Raw genomic sequence first — 19,374 nt, 5'->3', positions numbered from 1 at the left:
GGGTCCGGTCCCGCTGCGCAGTGGGGCCGGACCCGCCGCCACCACCCGGTGGCCGGCACGACCCACCCCCCCCAGGATCACTGATCGGGTCCCCCCGAACATGGAGAAAGACGAAGAGACGCCCACATGCCAACCCCCCTCGTGAACCACGCACTACGGATCGCGGCCAGCTCGGCCGCAGCCACCCTGTTGCTGCTCGCGCAGCCCGCCACCGAGGCCAGTGCGTCGGTCACCTCCACCTACAACGTCGTTCCGCGCTCGGCGACCGACGTGACCGCCGATGCGTTGCCGACCACACAGATCGACGGCATCGCCTGGGACCAGGAGATCGTCGGCAACACCGTCTACGTCGGCGGCGAGTTCGCCAATGCCCGCCCCGCCGGTGCCGCCCCCGGCACCCAGCTCACTCCGCGCAGCAACCTGCTGGCCTATGACCTGGCCACTGGCGTCCTGCGCCCCGGCTTCGCCCCGGTCGTCAACGGCGCCGTGCGCACCGTCACCGTCTCCCCGGACGGCAGCAAGCTCTACATCGGCGGCAACTTCACCACCGTCAACGGCCAGTCGCGCCAGCGCATCGCCGCCTTCAACACCTCCGACGGCAGCCTCGACGCCGACTTCCACCCCGACGCCAATGCCGAGGTCACCGGCATCGTCGCCACCAATGAGGTGGTCTACTTCGGTGGCGCCTTCTCCACGGTCGACGGCAGTCCCCGCGGTCGGCTGGCTGCCGCCACCACCGGTGGCGCACTGACGGGCTGGACGCCGGTCGCCGACCTCACCGTGCAGTCGGTGGTGCTCACCCCCGACGGCTCCCAGGTGGCCGTCGGCGGCAGCTTCAATGCTGTCAACGGCCAGCCCAGCCCCGGCCTGGCCTTCATCAACCCGGTCAACGGCACCATGACGCCGATGGCTGCCACCCAGGTGGTGCAGAACCACGGCACCACCTCGGGCATCTACTCCCTGGTCAACGACGGCACCAACCTGCTGGCCACCGGCTGGTGGTACGGCGGGGTGGGCAGCTTCGAGGGCGTCATGAGCATGGAGCCGCGCACCGGCAGCATTCGCTGGCTGGCCGACTGCCACGGCGACTCCTATGACGCCACCAGCATGGACGGCACCACCTACTCCGTGAGCCACCACCACACCTGCACCAACATGGGCTCCTTCAACGAGCAGGTCCCGCAGGTCTTCGAGCGCACCCAGGCCTTCACCGACCGGGCCACCACCATCACCCGGCACGACCAGACCGGCTACCACGACTTCCACGGCCAGCCGGCGCCCAGCCGCGTCGAGTGGGCGCCCAAGCTGGAGGCCGCGAATCTGTCGCGCATGTGGCAGGCCGCCTGGACCGTCGAGTCCGGCCAGGGCTATGTGGTGATGGGTGGCGAGTTCCCCAGGGTCAACGGCCAGCCGCAGCAGGGTCTGGTGCGTTTCGCGCGCCCGGGCATCGCGCCGGGCAAGTCCGGCCCGCAGTACACGTGGAACTGGACGCCGACGGCCACCGTCGTGGGCACCAGCGTGAAGATTGCCTGGCCGGCCAATGTCGACCGTGACGACCTGGAGCTGACCTACCGGCTCTACCGCGACGACCGGCCCGGCACCCCGATCGCCACCACCACGGCAGAGTCGGCCTGGTACGAGCGTCCCGTGCTCGGCCACCTGGACACCGACCTGACAGTCGGCAAGAGCTACTCCTACTGGGTGACGGCCACCGACGCCAATGGCAACGTGGCGCAGAGCCAGCGCGTGCGCGTCACCGCCGGCAGCACCAGCATCCCGGCCACCGACTACAGCCGGGCGGTCGACGCCGACGGTGCCTGGCACTACTGGCGCCTGCTGGAGAACCCCGGCGCCACGACCTCGATCGACTGGCGCAAGGGCAATGACCTGGTGCTCGGCTCCGGGGTCACCCTCGGCCAGGCCGGGGCCATCGGCGACGGTACCGACTCGGCCGCCCGTTTCGACGGCACCGCGGCGAGCCGTTCCCGCACCGGCAGCGCCCAGGATGCTCCGCAGAAGTTCACCATCGAGCTGTGGATGAAGACGGCGACGACCGCCGGCGGCAAGCTGGTGGGCTTCGGCGACCAGCCCACCGCCGACAGCCGCTACCACGACCGTGCCGTCTACATGGGTACCGACGGCCGCCTGCACTTCGGGTTGTGGAATGGCTCGGCCAAGGTGATCTCCTCGGCCACCAGCTTCAACGACGACAAGTACCACCACGTGGTGGCCAGTGTCGGGGACGGTGGCCAGCAGCTGTGGGTGGATGGGCGCCTGGCGGCGGCCGACTCCACCACCACCCAGGCCACCCAGGACATCTTCGGCCACTGGCGGGTGGGCGGCGACCAGCTCGGCGGTTGGCCCAGCGCCGAGGGCGTCACCAATGACTTCGCCGGCACCCTGGACGAGGTGGCCGTCTATGCCACCCCCCTGACCCGCGACCAGGTGCGCAGCCACTACACCGCCAGCGGCCGCAGCCTGCCTCTGCCGGCGCTGCCGAAGGACCCCTATGGTTCGGCGGTGGTGGCCGACGAGCCGCGGTTGCTGTGGCGCCTGGACGAGACGCGCGCCCCGGTCGTGCTGGATGCCTCGCAGAACCTCACCAACGGCACCTGGTTCGGCACCCCGACGATGCGCACCCCCAGCCCCGTCACCGGCGCCGCCGGCACCGGCGTCCTGCTGGACGGCTCGGCCACCGGGATCGCGTCGGATGCCCACGTCAACGGCCCGCAGGTCTTCTCCACCGAGACCTGGTTCAGTACCACCAGCACCGCCGGCGGCAAGCTGGTGGGCTTCGGCAACGAGCGCACCGGGCTGTCCTCGCACTACGACCGCCACACCTGGATGGACCCCGAGGGCCGCCTGCACTTCGGCGTCTACTCGGGCGGCTTCAGGACCGTCGACTCGGCCAAGGCCTACAACGACGGCAAGTGGCACCACGTGGTGTCCAGCATGGGCCCCAATGGCATGCAGATGTTCGTCGACGGGGAGCTGGTCGGCACCAACCCGACCGCCACCGCCGAGGACTTCGCCGGCTACTGGCGCGTGGGTGGCGACTCCACCTGGAGCGGTTCGCCATGGTTCGCCGGAGCCATGGACGAGACCGCCGTCTACGGCCAGGTGCTGTCCGCCGACCAGGTGCGCGCCCACCACCGGGCCTCGGCTGCCACCCGCAACCAGGACCCGGAGCCCAGCTTCACCGTCACCTGCAGCGGAGCGACCTGCACCTTCGACGCCTCGGCCAGCACCGATCCCGACGGCATCGTCGGCTCCCACTCCTGGGACTTCGGCGACGGCACCAGGGCCACCGGTGTGAAGGCCACCCGCACCTTCACGACCGGTGGCACCCACACCGTCACCCTGACGGTGGCCGATGACCAGGCCGCCAGGGCGACCACCACCCGCCAGGTGAGCGTCACCGTCGACAACAAGGCGCCGGTGGCCGACATCAAGGCCACCTGTGACGGACTGGACTGCACCTTCGACGGCACCGGCTCGACCGACGCCGAGGGCCCGGTCAAGTCCTACCTGTGGGACTTCGGTGACGGCACCACCAGCACCGAGCCCAAGGCGGCGCACGGCTACGCCAAGGCCGGCACCTACACCGCCACCCTGACGGTGACCGATGCCGACGGTGCGCGCACCACCAGCACGCACCAGGTGGTGCTCACGCCCGAGAACGTCGCCCCGACGGCAGCTTTCACGCCCACCGTCGACGACCTGGCGTTGAGCGTCGACGCCTCGGCCAGCACCGACCCCGACGGCACCATCGCCTCCTATGCCTGGGACTTCGGCGACGGCACCATGGCCACCGGGGTGAAGGCCACCCACACCTATGCCGAGCCGGGCACCTACCCGGTCATCCTGACGGTCACCGACGACAAGGGCGGCACCAACAGCCGCACCGTCGAGGTCACCGCCGCAGGGCCCACCAACCAGCCCCCGACGGCCACCTTCGATGCCCTCGTCGACGGCCGTAGCGTGGCCTTCGATGCCAGCACCAGCAGCGATCCCGACGGATCGATCGTCAGCTGGGAGTGGGCCTTCGGTGACGGAACCACCGGCACCGGCGAGACGGTGACGCACACCTATCCCGATGCCGGCAGCTACACCGCCACGCTGACCGTCACCGACGACAGCGGGCAGAAGGTGACCACCACCCGGGCCGTCACCATCGCCGAGAAGGCCAACCAGGCCCCGACGGCCGCCTTCACCGGCACCGTCGACGGCCTCGCCCTGCAGCTGGATGCCAGCGGCTCCACCGACGCCGACGGCTCCATCGCCAGCTACGAGTGGACCTTCGCCGACGGCAGCACCGCCACCGGCCGCACGGTGCAGCACGTCTTCACCGAGGCCGGCAGCCAGGAGGTGAGGCTCACCGTCGTCGATGATGCGGGCGCCAAGGCCACCACCAGCCAGGGCTTCACGGTGGTGGCCCCGCCGGCCCCGGCCCCGGAGGCGACGGTCATCGCCCGCGATGCCTTCGGCCAGACCGAGACCCGCTGGGGCACCGCCGACCTGGGCGGCGCGTGGAGCCACCCGGTGGCCCCTGCCGCCTTCACCACCGATGGCAGTGCCGGGCTGCAGGAACTGGGCGCCGGCAGATCGGCCCGGGCCCTGCTCACCGGCGTCCAGGCCAGCGATGTCACCATCGGGGCCGACCTGTCCGTCGACCGCATCCCCACCGGCTCCGGCCTCTACAGCCAGCTGCTGGCCCGCCAGGGCAGCACCGGCTACTACGGGCTGGGCACCCGCTGGCGTCCCGACGGCAAGCTGGAACTGCTGGTCTACCGCAACAGCGGGGGAGTGACCAGCACCCTCAAGCAGGCCGCCGTCAGCGGCACCACCTACCGGCCCGGTAGCGTCCTGCACGTCCGCTTCGAGGTGAGTGGCTCGCCGGCCACCCTCTCGGGCAGTCTCTGGGCCGACGGCCAGCAGCCCCCGGCCACCGCGCAGATCAGCGTCACCGACGCCACCGCGGCGCTCCAGCGCCCCGGGGCGGTCGGGACCCACGCCTATCTCTCGGGCAGCACCACCAACGGTCCGGTCACCCTGGCCATGGACAACTTCGTCGTCACCAAGGAGAACTGATGAGCCCCACCAACAGCCCACGCTCCATCGGACTGGCACTGGCGACAGTGCTTGTTGCTGGCGGCCTGGCTGGATGCTCCCAGGGCGACATCCAGGTCAACCCCACCGCCGGAGCCTCGGCCAGCGCGTCGGCGAGCGTGCAGGCCTCGGCCCAGCCGCGTGCCGAGGACAGCGCCCGGGCCAGCGGCACCGCCAGCCCCTCGCGCACGGCGCTGCCCTCCGAGGAGCCCAGCAAGGCCCCCGTCAAGCCCACCCCGGTCGTCACCCGTCCGGTCAAGGCCCCCCAGGGCGGCAGCGTGCACGCCACCGTCAAGGCCAAACCGGTCACGAGCGCGAAGGGGGTGGACCTCAATGCCACCTCGGTGGTCTCCCAGAAGGTGCACCTGCGCCTGGCCTCGGTGAAGGCCACGCAGATCGAGGCCACCATCCCCGGCGACCGTTCGGGCCCGGGCATCCAGTTCACCGTCGAGGTGGACAACCGGTCCGCCAGCCCGATCGACACCGGCGCGGCCGTGGTCAACGTCTACGGCTCCGACCAGTCGCCGGCCGACCTGAACAGCGGCGCCCCCACGAAGGTGTTGCCGGCCACCATCCCGGCCGGCGGCAAGGCCACGGGCGTCTACTCCTTCCGGATCGACCAGGCCAAGCGCAACCCGGTCCTGGTGGAGGTCTCGCTGGCACCCGGCCACGACGTGGCGGTCTTCCGCGGCGACATCGGCTGACCTGCACCCTCCAGCACCACCGTCCACGCCCAGGGGCTCGGGGGCAACAGCTGCCGGGAGCCCCTGGGCGTCGCACGGGTCTCCACCCGGGAAAGGGCTGACGGACTGCTGAGAGGGCACTGTGCCGCACGCTGGGGGCGACGATGCCGGGGGCATACTTGGTCCTTGGCGCCCTCGGGGCCGGGCCAGCCCCGGGGTCGGGCGCCGGGTACCGCAGAGCTTCTGCGGGGCCGTGGCCCGGCCGGCGCCATCACGATCCAGGAGGACCAATGGACCTGCGCACCTATGTTGCGATCATTCGCAAGTACCTGCCGCTGCTCGTCATCGCGGGGCTGGTGGGGCTGCTGCTCGGTTTCGCATACTACAAGTCGCAGCCCAAGCAGTACGCGGCCGACGTGCAGTTCTACGTCAGCACCCCGGTGCCCGACGGGATCAGTGCCCAGTCCAGCGGCCAGTTCGCCACCGGCCGCATGACCTCCTACGTGGAGCTGCTCAGCAGCCAGGAACTCGGCTCCCGCGTGGTCAAGGCCAGCGGCGTCGACCTGGACGCAGACCAGGTGGCCAGGCGGATCACGGCCACCACCACCACCGACTCGGTGCTGGTCAAGGCCCGCGTCACCGACACCGATCCGCAGCGTGCACTCAAGATCTCCGAGGGCGTCGCCAAGGTCTTCGGCCCGATGGTCGACCAGCTCGACAACTCCGGCCGCAAGGTGCCGATCGTGCAGATCAACACCGTCTCCGCGCCCAAGCTGCTCGCCGCCCCGGTGGCCCCCAGGCCCAAGATGAACCTGCTGCTCGGCCTGGCTGCCGGCCTGGCCCTGGCCCTGGCCGTCGCGGTGCTGCGCGAGATCCTCGACTCCTCGGTGCGCTCCTCCGAGGAGGTGCGCACCCAGGTCGGCGCGCCGGTGATCGGCGAGATCCCCAACGACTCGGCCGCCGGCAAGACGCCGCTGCTGCAGTCCGGGACCAGCTCCGACCGGGTCGAGGCGCACCGCAAGCTGCGCACCAACCTGGCCTTCATCGACGCCACCGACGCCACCAAGGTCGTCCAGTTCACCTCTCCCGCGGAGAAGGACGGCGCCTCCACCGTCGCCGCCAACACCGCGATCAGCTTCGCCGAGACCGGCGAGCGCGTCTGCCTGGTGCACGCCGACCTGCGCACCGCCACCAGCGGCGCCTTCGGTGGTGCCGGCGAGGCCGGCCTGTCCGGCGTCCTGGCCGGTGGCACCACCCTGGACCGTGCGCTGCACCCCCTCGAGGGCCACGCGGGCGTCGACGTGCTGCCCGCGGGCGAGCTCCCGCCGAACCCGGCCGCGCTGCTGGGCTCCCAGAACCTGGGCGAGCTCGTGACCGAGCTGCGCCGGCGCTACGACCGGGTCATCCTCGACTCCTCGGCCCTGCTGCCCTGGACCGATGCCGCCATCCTCACCGGCGTCAGCGACGGCGTCGTGCTGGTGATGCGGGAGGGCTCCACCACCGCGACGCAGCTGGAGAGCTCCCGCAATGCCCTGGATGCCGTGCACGCACGTGTGCTGGGTGTGGTGATGAACCGCACCAGGTCGCAGGGCGGCTCCAGGTTCTTCGGCAAGCGCTGACATGGCGGCGCGCTCCTCGGCTGCTCCCAGCCGCATCCGCAAGGAGGAGTACGACAAGTGGATCGTCGCCGAGAAGGCCCTGGCGCTCTTCTCGGTGCTGATGGTCTCCGCCCGCATTGCGGTCGGCGGCAACCTGGTGGTCGCCGACCTGCTGGCGCTGGCGCTGCTTCCCCTGTGGCTCCCGGTCCTGGCCCGCTACCGGGGCGCCACCAGCCTGGTGGCGCTGGGCGTGGCCGCCTGCATCAGCTCCTGGATGCTCACCCACTATGCGGCCATCGACCACCGCACCAGCGCGAAGCTGGGCGCCAACATCATCAAGATCCTGCTCAGCATGCTCGGGAGCCTCGGGCTGGTGCTGTGGGCGCGTGAGCGCCTGCAGCCACGGTGGATCTACGTCGCCTTCGGGCTCGGGATGCTGGTCGCCGGTCCAACCAATGCCAAGCTCTTCGCGGAGAACCCATGGAAGTTCGGCTTCTCGGTGCCGTTGACCATCATCGTGGTGGGCTTCGTCGCCGAGCGCCGGCGCCCCCGTTCCACGGTGGCACTCCTGCTGCTCTTCGGGCTGGTCTGCACCATCACCGACGCCCGTTCCAACTTCGCGGTGCTGCTGCTGACGGTGGTGCTGATCCTGTGGCGCCTGATGCCGCGCCTGAGCAGCCGCCGCAGCACCATCCTGGGCACGCTGGGTGTGCTGGGCGCCATCGCCGTGGCCGCCTACTACCTGGTGCAGGCGGCGATCCTCGACGGTGCCCTGGGTGCCGAGACGCAGGCGCGCTCCATCGAGCAGCTGCGCACCTCCGGTTCGCTGCTGGTGGGTGGCCGTCCCGAGATGGGTGCCACTCTCGCCCTCTTCCAGCACCGGCCGATGGGTTTCGGTGGTGGCACCTTCCTCAACACCTCGGAGCTGCTGGTCGCCAAGAACGGCATGGCGACGCTCAACTACGACCCGAACAACGGCTACGTGGAGCGCTTCATGTTCGGTCGTGGCACGGAGCTGCACTCCATCACGGCCGACCTGTGGGCCTGGGCGGGCCTGGTGGGCCTGCTCTTCGCCCTGGTGATCGCGGGCCAGGTGCTGGCTGGCCTGGGCCATGCCCTCAACACCCGACCGGTCTCCTCGGCGGTGCTGATCTTCTGCTGCCTGATGACGCTGTGGAACCTGGCCTTCAGCCCGTGGGTGGCCTCGCTGCCCATGACGGCGCTCACCCTTGGCCTGGGCATGGTGCCCCACGGCCAGCACGTGCTGCGGCGGGGGCACTCCGAGGAGCTCTGAGGCACTGCCGGGTCGGTCTGATGGCCGGGGGGGTCTCGCCACCCCGCCAGGATCAGGGCTGCTTGGGGCCCTCGAGGATCTCCTGCTGGGCCACCTCTTCGCCGGGCGCCTCGTCGAAGGCGCGGCGGGGGACGACGGGTCCCTCGGCTGCGGCCTGACGGCGCTGGCCCATGTCGCGGTGGATGTACCAGACATTGGTGGCCACCTGGCACAGGTAGACGCCGACCGCCGCGGCCAGGATGGGGCCGCCGGCGCCGACGCGCGGGGTGAGCCAGAAGGCCAGGGCGAGGCTGACCGGCACCATGGCCACGATCGGCAGCACCTGGAACTTCAGGCCCTTCTCGTCGGTCATGTACATGCCCAGCGGGTAGTTGGTGGCCTGGCTCATGACGTAGAGCACGAAGCCGCCGACCAGCCACCAGTCCAGGCTGATGGTGCCCTCGGAGAGCCAGTCGGAGATGAAGGGGATCAGGCCCGCCATCACCAGGCCGGCGGCCAGGCCGATGGCGGTGAAGATGCCGGTCATCTTCCACGGGGCGACGATGCGTCCCTCGTTGCGGGCGCGCGCATACATGGGCCACAGCGAGACGCCGGCGGCGGTGATGGTCTGCACCACCATCTGGAAGAACTGGCTGGCCATGTTGTACTCGGCCAGGGCGTCGCGCCCGGCCAGGTGGCTCAGGATCACGCGGTGGCTCTGCAGGGCCAGCGGGAGGGCCAGCATCTGGGCCAGCTGTGGCCAGGCCAGCCCCATGATGGCCTCATTGGGCACGGCCCTGGTGCGGGGCACGTCGCGCACCATGCGGCGGAAGTTCGGGCCGAGCATCCGCCACGACATCACCATGCAGATGAAGGCGGCCAGGGAATTGGCCACATAGGTGAGGATCGCGATGGCGTGCCCGGCGGGAAGGTTGGCCAGGGCCAGGATCGAGATGCTGGCCAGCATGAAGGGGGCCACGACGATCTGGCTGAGCACCTGCGCCTGCGGGCGGTCCAGGGCGATCACCATGCGCGGGAAGACGGTCATCGGAAGCGTGACGGCGAAGACGAACAGGCACCAGAAGGTGGTCATGCCTCCGCCGGGCATCAGGCCCTCGCCGAGCAGGGTGGGCCAGGCGCCGAGCAGGGTGGGGATGAGGCCCAGCACGATGATGACGGCCGCCGAGATCGCCAGGTAGCGCAGGGCGGTGGTCATGGTGCGGGCCATGGCCAGGTCATTGCGCGGGTCCTTCGAGGCGCTGACCGCATTCATCACCACGGCCGCCATGCCGAGGCTGGCGAAGGGCAGGAGGGTGGGGAGGCTTGCGAGCAGGCCGTACTGGGCATAGGCGGCCTTGCCGAAGTGGGCGATGATCAGCTTGGTGTTGATCATGCCCAGGACGCCGCCGACGCCCATCACGAGCACCTTGAGGCCCGCCGTGGAGCCGATGGTCACCCACAAGCTGGACTGCTTGGACTTGCCGGACTTGCTGGAAATGGTGCTACCCCCGTGATGGACCCGTGTGGGGCCGGTCCTGAACGGACGGCCCCTGCTGCGGGCGACGCGGCTCCTGGACTGCGACAGGTCGTCAGACCCCTTGTGCGCAAGGACAACTCCCGGTGGAGTGGGTGCGTGGAGCGGTGCCCGACCCGAGGGCTGAGCCTACTCCGGCCCCCGTCGACGCCGCTGCCCGGCGAGGCGGCTTCGCAGCTGGCTCTCAGGCCTTCTTCACCCCGCCCGGCCTAGCCTTGCGGCCATGAGCGATGCCCGGCCGCAGTCCCGGCGAAGGCCCCCGGAGCACGTGCTGGCACGCGTGGTGACCGGGACGGTCGTGCTGCTGGTGGGCCTGGTCATGGTCTTCGCCTGGCGGGTGGTCTACCGGCCGCAGCTGGACCAGATGCCCGACGAGCCCGTCGACGTCTTGCTGGTGCTCGGGCCGCTCGATGACTGGCGCGTGGAGATGGCCACCGACCTGATGCGCAGGGGCAAGGCTCGCACCCTGGTGATGTCGACGCCGGATCCGGCTCGTGAACGGCGGCACTGCGGCTCGGCCGACTGGCCGGTGATCTGTTTCGTGCCCGACCCGTCGACCACCCGCGGTGAGGCGATGCAGCTCAAGCGGCTGATGGACGAGCATGGCTGGACGAGTGCGGCCGTGCTCACCATCGACTTCCACGCCGCGCGCTCCCGCTTCATCTTCGAGCGCTGCCTGGGCACGCCGGTGCCGGTGGTGGGGCGCCACGTCTCCTACTGGGACGAGCAGCGTGCCTACATGGTGGCCTACCAGCTGGGCGGCTACCTGAAGGAGATCCGGCTGGGTCGCTGCGAGGCCTGAGCCTGGCAGCGACCGGCAGCAGGGGCGTCGGTTCAGGCGCGGTCGGCGGCCATCCGGGCGGCGCCGATGATCCCTGCGCTGTTGAGCAGCGCGGCGGGCACGATCGGGGTCTCCAGGTCGAGCAGCGGCAGGAACTTCTCGTGCTTCTTGCTCACGCCGCCGCCGACCACGAACAGGTCTGGCCAGAACAGCATCTGCAGCGTCTCGTAGTAGCGCTGCAGGCGCACCGCCCACTCCTTGTAGGAGAGGTCCTCGCGCTCCTTGGCGCTCTTGGCGGCGCGGCTCTCGGCGTCGTGGCCGTCGACCTCGATGTGGCCCAGCTCGGTGTTGGGCAGCAGCACGCCGTCGTTGATCACGGCGGTGCCGATGCCGGTGCCCAGGGTGGTCAGGATGACCACGCCCTCGGTGTCCTTGGCGGCGCCGTAGTGGACCTCGGCGATGCCGGCGGCATCGGCGTCGTTGACGACGGTGACCGGGCGGCCGAGGCGCTCGGAGAAGAAGGCCTCTGCCTCCAGCCCCTTCCAGTCAGCGTGCAGGTTGGCGATCATCGGGATCCGGCCGTGGCGCACGGGTGCCGGGACGGTGATCCCGATGGGGGTGTCCTTGCCGATCTGGTCGGCGAAGTGCTCGACGATCTCGGCGACCACCGTGGCGACGGCCTCGGGCGTCGACTCCTCGGGGGTCTCGATCCGGAAGCGTTCAGCGGCGAACTCGCCCTTGTCGAGGTCGACAGGAGCGCCCTTGACGCCGGATCCGCCGATGTCGATTCCTAGAACAATGCTCATTGGACCAGCCTAGACGGTTTGGGTGGGACTGATCCCTGAGGTTCCCCCCGAACCCTGAGGTTCCCCCGAAGCGTGGAGGCATCGACAATGAGGATTGCGATGTCAGAGAAGAGAATGAGGTACGACCGGGAGTTCCGTGAAGGGGCGGTCCGGATCGTCGAAGAGACCAAGAAGCCGATCGCCCAGGTCGCCCGCGATCTCGGCGTGAACGAGGGCACGTTGGGCAACTGGGTCCAACGCGCCCGCGCTGAACGCGAGGGCCGCGGTGAGCTGTCCGAGGCCGACTATGAGGAGCTGAAGCGCCTGCGCGCGGAGGTGGCCGAGTGCGGATGGAGCGTGATGTGCTCAAGCGATCCGTGGTCCTGTGGGTGAAGGAGGCGACGAAGTGAGCGTGGCACGCTTCATCGCCGACCAGAGGACCAGCTACGCCGTTCCTGTCGCGCTGACCTGTGCCCTGCTGGGGATCTCGATCTCGTGGTTCTACAAGTGGTGGCAGCGGGCCCTCTCTCCCTCGCACCTGTACACCACGCGGGACCTGCGCCGGGACACCCTCGACCGGGCCGTGAGGGTCATGTTCGTCAAGCAGCGTGGCCTGCACGGCTCGCCGCGTCTGGTGGCGGACCTGCGCGAGGACGGGTGGGTCGTCTCCGAGAAGACGGTCGCGAAGTCGATGCGTCGGCAAGGGCTGATCGCGCGAAAGATCAAGCGCCGCAACGGATTGACCAAGCAGGACAAGACCAAGGCGCCGTTCCCGGACCTGATCAACCGGGACTTCACCGCGGCCGAGCCGAACCAGCGGTGGGTTGGTGACATCACCGAGATCCCCACCGCCGGCGGCAAGCTGTACCTGGCCACCGTGATCGACCTGTTCAGCCGCCGCCTGATCGGGGCGGCGACCTCGCGCCACCCCAACGCCGAGCTCGCCAAGGCCGCGATCACGATGGCCGTGACCGTGCGCGGCGGCAAGGCCGCGATCTGGCGGGAAGAGGAGTCCGAGAAGGTCATCTTCCACACGGATAGAGGATCGACCTACACCGCCGACCTGTTCACCAAGGCCTGCAAGGACCTCGGCATCCGCCAGTCCATGGGCAGAGTGGGTTCGTGCTTCGACAACAGCGCCGCGGAGGCGTTCTTCTCCACCCTGGAGTGGGAAGTCCTCTCACGCAACGAGTTCGACACCACCACCGAGGCCGCGACCGCGGTCATGGACTGGTGCTGGAACTTCTACAACACCACCCGCCGGCACAGCTCCGCTGCGATGATGTCACCCATCGCCTACGAGACCGCGGTCCTCACCCCGAGAGCCGCTTAAAGGAAGCCCTCCACGATTCGGGGGGAATCACATCTGGGGGCTGCACCACGTCCGCCCACGCGCCGCTCAGCTGGGTGACAGCGGAGATGGGCAGGATGGCGCTGCCCCCGATCGGCCCGAAGGAATGGAATGACCATGCGCATAGCTGCAGTTGTCCCCACAGTCAACAGGCACGAGGCATTGCTTCGGGCCGTCGAGGGGCTGCGCGCCCAGAGCATCCCCCTGGAGCAGATCGTGGTCTCGGCTCCCACGTGGGAGGGGATCCCCGGGGGCCTGCGCGACGCGGAGGACCTGGAGCTGGTCATCGGCGCCCGCGGCGCCTCGCGGCAGCGCAACGTGGGAGTGCAGGCGGTCCGGGAGGACGTCGAGGTCATCATCTTCCTCGACGATGACTCGGTGCCTCGGCAGGACCTGGCGGAGAACGTGGCAGAGGTCTTCCGGGATCCGGAGGTGGTCGCCATGACAGGCAGGATGGCCTGCGACGGTGCCGCGGAGGGTCGTGAGATTCCGGCGGCAGAACTGATGACGGCCCTGGAAGGCAGCCATGTCCTGGACCAGGTCGTGGAACAGGTGCCGAGCGGAACCTTGTACGGCTGCAACATGGCGATTCGGCGTGATGCCATCCTGAGCACACCCTTCGACGAGGCGCTGCCGCTCTACTCATGGCTCGAGGACCTCGACGTCGCTCGTCGCCTTCGTGCAAGGGGTCGCGTGGTTCGGGACTCACGGTGTGTGGTGGCGCACCAAGGAAGCGCCTCGGGCGGCCGAACACAGCACGTGCGCTTCGGGTACAGCTGTGTGGCCAACCCGCTCTACCTTCGCAAGAAGGGAAGCCTGGGATGGGCGGATGTGGCCCGACTGATCGCCAGACCCACCGTCGGCAATCTGAAGGGACTGGCCGGCGCGGAACGCTCGTCGCGATGGCAGCGTCTGCGTGGGGAGTGGTTGGCAGTGGGGGACCTTGCCCGTCGCCGGCTGGAGCCTGGGCGCATCACCAACCTGTGACTCCGGTGGGACGGGAAGCGCGCTGTCCATGAAATGTTGAGAGTTAGTTTAAGATTCTCAGCGTCCACCTTTTGTGGGCATACCCCACCCCCTCAAGTAAGAATAGGCACGACATGCGCCCCACTTTGCCGAGGCGAGCGCCGCCTTGGCCGTCGATGGCTCCGCCACCTTCACCTCCCCGGTGAAGGTTCCGGCAGTGGACTCGGGCAAGCCGGTCTTCGCCCACTACATGCCATCCCTGCCCGTATCGCTGGACAATGACGAACCGTCCAAGGACTACTACAACGTGAACTACCTGCGGCGTGATGGTGAAGGCGGCAAGTTCGCCGCAGCGGGGGGCTTCCTTCGCGACCGGCCTCTCCCGCGCGAGCCACGCACTGGCAACTGGCGGCAGGCAGATCTGCGCCAGGAGGTTCGTGATGCGACCAACGCGGGGCTGAGCGGTTTCGCCATCAACATCCTTGAGCTCGACGGCACCAACTGGGAACGTGTCGAGGCGCTGCTGACTGCAGCCCAGGCTGAGAACCCTCAGTTCAAGATCCTGCTGCAGCCCGACATGACCGCTGGGCCCTCCGCGGTCTCCCCGGAGTACCTGGCGGAGAAGATGGCGAGGCTCGCCTCGTACCCGGCGACGTACCGCGACCAGAACGGTCACGTGATCGTGTCCCCGTTTGCTGGTGATGCCAAGGCCCCGGCCTGGTGGCAGCGCTTCAACGACTCGATGGCCTCGCGTGGCCAGTCAGTCAGCTTGGTCCCGATCTTCATTCATGTGGGCGACAACATCGGCCGTTACGCGTCGGTGAGCACTGGTATGGGTGAGTGGGGCTCGCGGACGCCCGACGTCATCGACCGGTCCCCTGACTACGCTGCCCGGGCGCACGCCCTGGGGAAGAAGTGGGTTAGCCCCGTGGCTGCGCAGGATATCCGGCACCTGTCCGGCACCTTCTTCGAGTCCTCGAACATGGGAACCCTCCGTTCAACCTGGCAGCGAGCCATCCGCACAAAGGCGGACATGGCCCTGATGGTGAGCTGGAATGACTACTCTGAGAACAGCCAGTTCGCGCCGTCCGTCGACCATGGCTACTCGCTGCTCAGCCTGAACTCCTACTACCTGGCCAAGTTCCGCAGTGGTGAACCCGCGGACGTCTCCCAGGATGCGGCCTACGTCTCCTTCCGCACGCATGCGGTGGCCGCCGCGCCGGTGAACGCGGCTCGCACGCTGAGCCGATCGGTCGTCGAGACTTCGGAGCCGACCGATGAGGTGGAGATCCAGACCATCCTCAAGGGTCCTGCCGAGGTGGGGCTCGAGGTGGGCGGTCGGTGGTACTTCTGGAAGGCGCCTGCCGGGGTCTCCACACACAAGGCACCACTGGGCAACGGACGCATCTCGTACAGTGTGGTCCGCGAGGGACAGCCGGTCCTGAGCGGTGAGTCCTTCCAGGGCGTGCGCTCTACCCCGGTCGCCCAGGACCTCGCTTACCAGGTGATCGGTGGGACACAACGCTGATCTGCTCTGGGTGCAGTTGAGGGGCGGGGCTCGTGAAGGGCCCGCCCCTCAACCACATTCCTTCCCACCCAAGGGGCCACGGCCGCTTGATCACTCCGTGCCGCGGCGAGGGATGTCCCTAGTCGAGCGATTCCCGCGGTAGTCGCGCAGGACGAGCGCGCTGGCCGTAGCCACCATGAGGGACCCCGTGGCTTGGAGCAGGGATCCCCGCAGGAGGATGTTCAGGTAGACCGGGAAGACGCCCATGACCAGGAGCCACCAGCCGCTACGCCTGAAGGTGGCCTCGAAGTGCCCGTCCAAGCGCCGCAGGAACCACCCCGTCGCCAGGAAGACGATGACCATGCCGATGAGGCCGCCGTTCACGATCGCTTCTCCCCACAAGGGGGCCGAGAGGTTCGTGAAACCGTACCCACGGAAATTGGCCAGCTCGATGCTCGTGTCCAGTGGCTTGTCCGGCCAGACGCTTCGCGGCAGCCAGAAGAACAGGGACCCGGTGATCTGGCGCAGCGGCGTCGCATGCCCCCCGTCCCAGTACAACCAAGAGTTCCCGATCATCCAGAACGCGTCGTAGTCCGGATTGGCAGGGTACTCGCCGAAGAAGCTGGACCGCTCGTGGACCGCCCCGGCCGTGCGGAAGGCGTTGGCCAGGGGGAACAGGAAAAGGAAGCCGAAGATCGTTCCACCAAGCAGGAGGCGCGTGCGCACCTTGTTGGCGGTCATACCGGCGAACACCACCAGCGCGAAAGCCACAGTGCCGAACGTATAGCGCGCAGAGGAGAGCGGGCTGTTGATCAGCAGGACCAGGACAGATCCTGCCAAGCACAACAGGACATACCCCACGCGGCGGTCGTTACGGGGGGTGTCGCGTGCCAGACTGGCGCATGCTCCTACCGACATCAGCAGCGGGAAGGTGGCCAAAGCCTGGATGATGGCCGACATGGTCGGATCCGGGAAGGCGGCCTCGAGGAGCTGGCCGCCCTCGTCGCGAGACACATAAGCCTTCTGGATCCCCACCTTCGCGAGAAAAGCGGCGGCGAGTAGCAGGGAAAGAAGGGTCATGGCGACGGCGCGCGCCGGGTGGATTCCGACAACGCTGGTCCTACTTGCGAGAGGCTTGCGACTCGCGAAGAAGGAGCCGACCTCGTAGCACAGTAGCCCGGTGACCACCAACAGCATGGTTGTCAGGTCCAGGTCCTTGGGCATGCCCAGCGTGGTCCAGGGGACCGTGTTGCTTCGCAACTGAGCCGTGGCCGCGATTCCCATGAAGATGTAGTTGAACAGCCAGAAGAAGAAACTGAACAACCGCGGCGTACCACGCACGAGATCTGCGGCCAGGTGGAACGCCGCCCATGGCATGATCAGCAGCCCGAGCATCCACGCCTCGCTCCTGCCCGTGTTGGGGATCTCCGCCACCAGGATGGCGGGCAGTGCGATGCCCAGCAGGCAGCTGATCACCAGTTGGAACCAGGCGCTGAGGGCCTTGGTCCCGGGCATGCCCGCTCGAATCAGGGGTCGAGCAGTGGCGCTCATCACACTCAACCTGCGAGCACTTCGCGGCGCTTCGCGCGCTTGCTGGTGCCCAGGGCCAGGGCAGCACCAGCACCCGCCAGGAGGCCGGCCACACCGCCGAGCAAAGTGTAGAGCGGGCGGCTGGGCGCGCTGGGGGCCTCTGCCGGGGTGGCCTCGGCCACAGGAACCAGAGCCAGCGGAGTGGCCTTTCCGCCTACCTTGGGGGCGACCTTGGCCACATAGGCGCTGAGGTTCTTGGACGCCTCGTTGGCGATGTCAGCGGCCTGCTGTGCATCAGAGGACTTGGCGGTGATGGCGATGCCAGAGGTGTCGAGCGGTACTTCGGTGCTCACCTGCTTGGAGAGTTTCGAAACGGTGCTGTCGAGGCCCAGGTTCTGGATGGTGGGAGCCAGAACGGCCTCCCTCGTGGCGAGATCAGCGTAGTTCGCGGCCTCGGCCTGGGTGAAGTCGGATGTCTGGGCCAGCTCGCCTGCAGAGTCAACGGACTGCAGCGTGAGGAACAGGCTGGAAGTCGCCTCGTACGTTGGCTGCGTCGCGAACGAGACTCCCAGACCTGCCAAGAGCCCGGCCAGTGTGGTGATGGCCAGCAGCTTCCAACGACCCAAGATCGTGGATAGAGCGGTCGTGTTGTCCATGAATTACTCCCATGTGGTCACGAGGGCAGGTTCACTTGCAGCAGCCCCCCGAGCTGACCCGCCGCACGTGGGGCGGCGGGGGACAGGCCGCTCGTGGCGACCTGACGACTGTCAACCTAGAGGGCCGAACCCAAGCTCCAGCTGAGACGAGGCAGCGGTGGCGTTCGCCCAGCCCGTCAAGTTTGGTCTGGGATGTCGGTTCAAGCAGGGCGATGTCCCTGTCCCACAAGGCTCTCTTCAGCTGAAGCGGCGAGCCCGAAGCGAGCGTCAGGGCTCACATGGCCCGTCGGGGAACCCGCAGCAGGGTGATGCGGCTCTCCCAGACCTCGATCAGGATGCGTGCAACCAGACCGCCGAGGACGGCCACGAGGGCTCCGATGGCTCCCCAGCCGTGGGCGGCGGGTGCCGCGATGACAAGGCTTGCGAGGCCGGTGAGCATGGTGACGGACGCCACGAAGGTGAGGCGGTTGAATGTCGCCAAGACCACGTGGGAGAGCATCAGTTCGTATGTTCCGAGACCGACGTACAGAGCCATCGCAGCATTCAGTTCCCATCCGGTTCTGATGACTCCGCCCCCCAGGATGTTGGTGAGCATGGGCGCAAAGACGAAGATGCCCAGAGTGAGTGCCAAGCACATGGCCATTCCCAAAGTCAGGGTCTTGTTCGCTCGCTCCACGCGGTTGCCCCGCGGTACCCAGCCTTGGAGGACTGTGACGAAGGGGGTGAGGGCTACAGCCATCTGGCGTTGCAACTTGTCCACGAAGGCGAACATGGGCTGTGCGGCGGGACTGGCATGGGCCACGATCACGATCGGCAGCGCGCTCATGGCGGAGCCGGCCACGCTGGCCATGACACCGTCCTTCTGTTCCAGCAGCACGTGGTGCACACGACGGGGGGGTGCCTTCTCGGCCCCCTGCTGGTGAAGGCTCCGGAAGACCCAGAAGGCGCTCGCCATGACGGCCAGGACCATGCCCAGGAGCTGGCCGCCGACGCCGACAAGAGCGGAATGCCCCATCTTCATGGCGAGCATTCCCGCCACCGTGCCCAGCACCCTCGGCACCGTCTCGGTGACCAGCAGCGTCCAAGGCTGGACGGTTCCGACGTAGTACCAGTTTGCCGACAGGCCGATCACCGTCGAGGAGACAGCGCCTGCGGCGGCGAGGGCCCGGAACCCCGGTTGGGTCGAGGCCATGGAGGCACCCACGACCACGAGGCAGACCGGGATGAAGAGCACGAGTCGTGCCAGGAGGGACTCCAGGAACTGCCTACGAGCCTCTGTGGGGTCAGTCCCAGCGATCTGCGCGGGCCCCGACATGTTCCAGCCGTAGCCGACCACGACCGATCCGATGCCGCCTATTGACTGGCCCAGGGCAACCGACCCCCATGCCACGGCACCGGAGGCCTGCATCATCACCGGGATGATCAGTAGGGAGGCGACGGCGAGGAGGGCCATAGACGCACCGAACCCAATGACCCGCTGCATTCCCGCCAGCTTGCGCACGTCCTTGTTCTCCCCCGAGTGCTCTGCATGACCGGATGACGTCCGGCCACTGAACTCTAGACGAGCGGGCATCGCTCGCCTCGAATCCCTCAGCCGGGGC

Annotated in this window: 14 protein-coding genes; 9 read left to right on the top strand and 5 right to left on the bottom strand. The window is 68.5% G+C overall.

Annotated features, from left to right (window positions below):
• Positions 1–126 precede the first annotated feature (126 nt).
• The 4 genes from ACYVKA_RS09240 (at position 127) to ACYVKA_RS09225 (ending at position 8,684) form a co-directional block, all read left to right on the top strand.
• Positions 127–5,091, top strand: coding sequence for a PKD domain-containing protein (locus ACYVKA_RS09240; protein WP_460704803.1), 4,965 nt, complete (start codon positions 127–129; stop codon positions 5,089–5,091).
• Positions 5,091–5,813, top strand: a complete 723-nt coding sequence (locus ACYVKA_RS09235) for a hypothetical protein (protein WP_460704801.1) — start codon at positions 5,091–5,093, stop codon at positions 5,811–5,813. Before ACYVKA_RS09240 ends, ACYVKA_RS09235 begins: the two co-directional genes overlap by 1 nt.
• A gap of 269 nt (positions 5,814–6,082) precedes the next feature.
• Positions 6,083–7,411, top strand: a complete 1,329-nt coding sequence (locus ACYVKA_RS09230; RefSeq protein WP_460704799.1) for a tyrosine-protein kinase domain-containing protein — start codon at positions 6,083–6,085, stop codon at positions 7,409–7,411.
• 1 nt (position 7,412) lies between these two features.
• Complete coding sequence (locus ACYVKA_RS09225; RefSeq protein WP_460704797.1) at positions 7,413–8,684, top strand: hypothetical protein; 1,272 nt, start codon at positions 7,413–7,415, stop codon at positions 8,682–8,684.
• A gap of 52 nt (positions 8,685–8,736) precedes the next feature.
• Here ACYVKA_RS09225 and ACYVKA_RS09220 read toward each other — a convergent pair whose 3' ends face one another.
• A complete protein-coding gene (locus ACYVKA_RS09220) occupies positions 8,737–10,119 on the bottom strand; it encodes a lipopolysaccharide biosynthesis protein (protein ID WP_460704795.1) in 1,383 nt (460 codons plus the stop codon).
• Positions 10,120–10,420: 301 nt separating this feature from the next.
• Here ACYVKA_RS09220 and ACYVKA_RS09215 point away from each other — a divergent pair, with 301 nt between their 5' ends.
• Positions 10,421–10,999: a YdcF family protein gene (locus ACYVKA_RS09215; protein WP_460704793.1), complete on the top strand. Its 579-nt coding sequence runs from the start codon at positions 10,421–10,423 to the stop codon at positions 10,997–10,999.
• A gap of 32 nt (positions 11,000–11,031) precedes the next feature.
• On the opposite strand, the gene ppgK is transcribed toward ACYVKA_RS09215, so the two are convergent.
• A complete protein-coding gene (gene ppgK / locus ACYVKA_RS09210) occupies positions 11,032–11,784 on the bottom strand; it encodes a polyphosphate--glucose phosphotransferase (protein WP_460704791.1) in 753 nt (250 codons plus the stop codon).
• A 99-nt stretch (positions 11,785–11,883) separates the two neighbouring features.
• Here ppgK and ACYVKA_RS09205 point away from each other — a divergent pair, with 99 nt between their 5' ends.
• From ACYVKA_RS09205 to ACYVKA_RS09190, 4 genes are all read left to right on the top strand, one after another.
• Positions 11,884–12,156: a transposase gene (locus ACYVKA_RS09205; protein ID WP_460704789.1), complete on the top strand. Its 273-nt coding sequence runs from the start codon at positions 11,884–11,886 to the stop codon at positions 12,154–12,156.
• A gap of 13 nt (positions 12,157–12,169) precedes the next feature.
• The gene (locus ACYVKA_RS09200) at positions 12,170–13,096 is read left to right on the top strand and encodes an IS3 family transposase (RefSeq protein WP_460704788.1); all 927 of its coding nucleotides are present in this window, start codon (positions 12,170–12,172) and stop codon (positions 13,094–13,096) included.
• Positions 13,097–13,225: 129 nt separating this feature from the next.
• Entirely contained in the window at positions 13,226–14,101 is an 876-nt protein-coding gene (locus ACYVKA_RS09195; RefSeq protein WP_460704787.1) for a glycosyltransferase family 2 protein, read from the top strand.
• Positions 14,102–14,297: 196 nt separating this feature from the next.
• Positions 14,298–15,608 carry a glycoside hydrolase family 71 protein gene (locus ACYVKA_RS09190; RefSeq protein WP_460704785.1) on the top strand — a complete coding sequence of 437 codons (1,311 nt, stop codon included), beginning with the start codon at positions 14,298–14,300 and terminating at the stop codon, positions 15,606–15,608.
• Positions 15,609–15,698: 90 nt separating this feature from the next.
• On the opposite strand, the gene ACYVKA_RS09185 is transcribed toward ACYVKA_RS09190, so the two are convergent.
• The 3 genes from ACYVKA_RS09185 to ACYVKA_RS09175 form a co-directional block, all read right to left on the bottom strand.
• A complete protein-coding gene (locus ACYVKA_RS09185) occupies positions 15,699–17,138 on the bottom strand; it encodes a hypothetical protein (protein ID WP_460704783.1) in 1,440 nt (479 codons plus the stop codon).
• Between the two features lie 5 nt (positions 17,139–17,143).
• Positions 17,144–17,773, bottom strand: a complete 630-nt coding sequence (locus tag ACYVKA_RS09180; protein ID WP_460704781.1) for a YveK family protein — start codon at positions 17,771–17,773, stop codon at positions 17,144–17,146.
• 274 nt (positions 17,774–18,047) lie between these two features.
• Positions 18,048–19,226 carry a polysaccharide biosynthesis protein gene (locus ACYVKA_RS09175; RefSeq protein ID WP_460704779.1) on the bottom strand — a complete coding sequence of 393 codons (1,179 nt, stop codon included), beginning with the start codon at positions 19,224–19,226 and terminating at the stop codon, positions 18,048–18,050.
• Positions 19,227–19,374: the final 148 nt, after the last annotated feature.

The organism is Luteococcus sediminum (assembly GCF_054783495.1).
The sequence above is the reverse complement of the archived record's forward strand: the minus strand, read 5'-3'. Positions and strand labels throughout refer to the sequence as shown.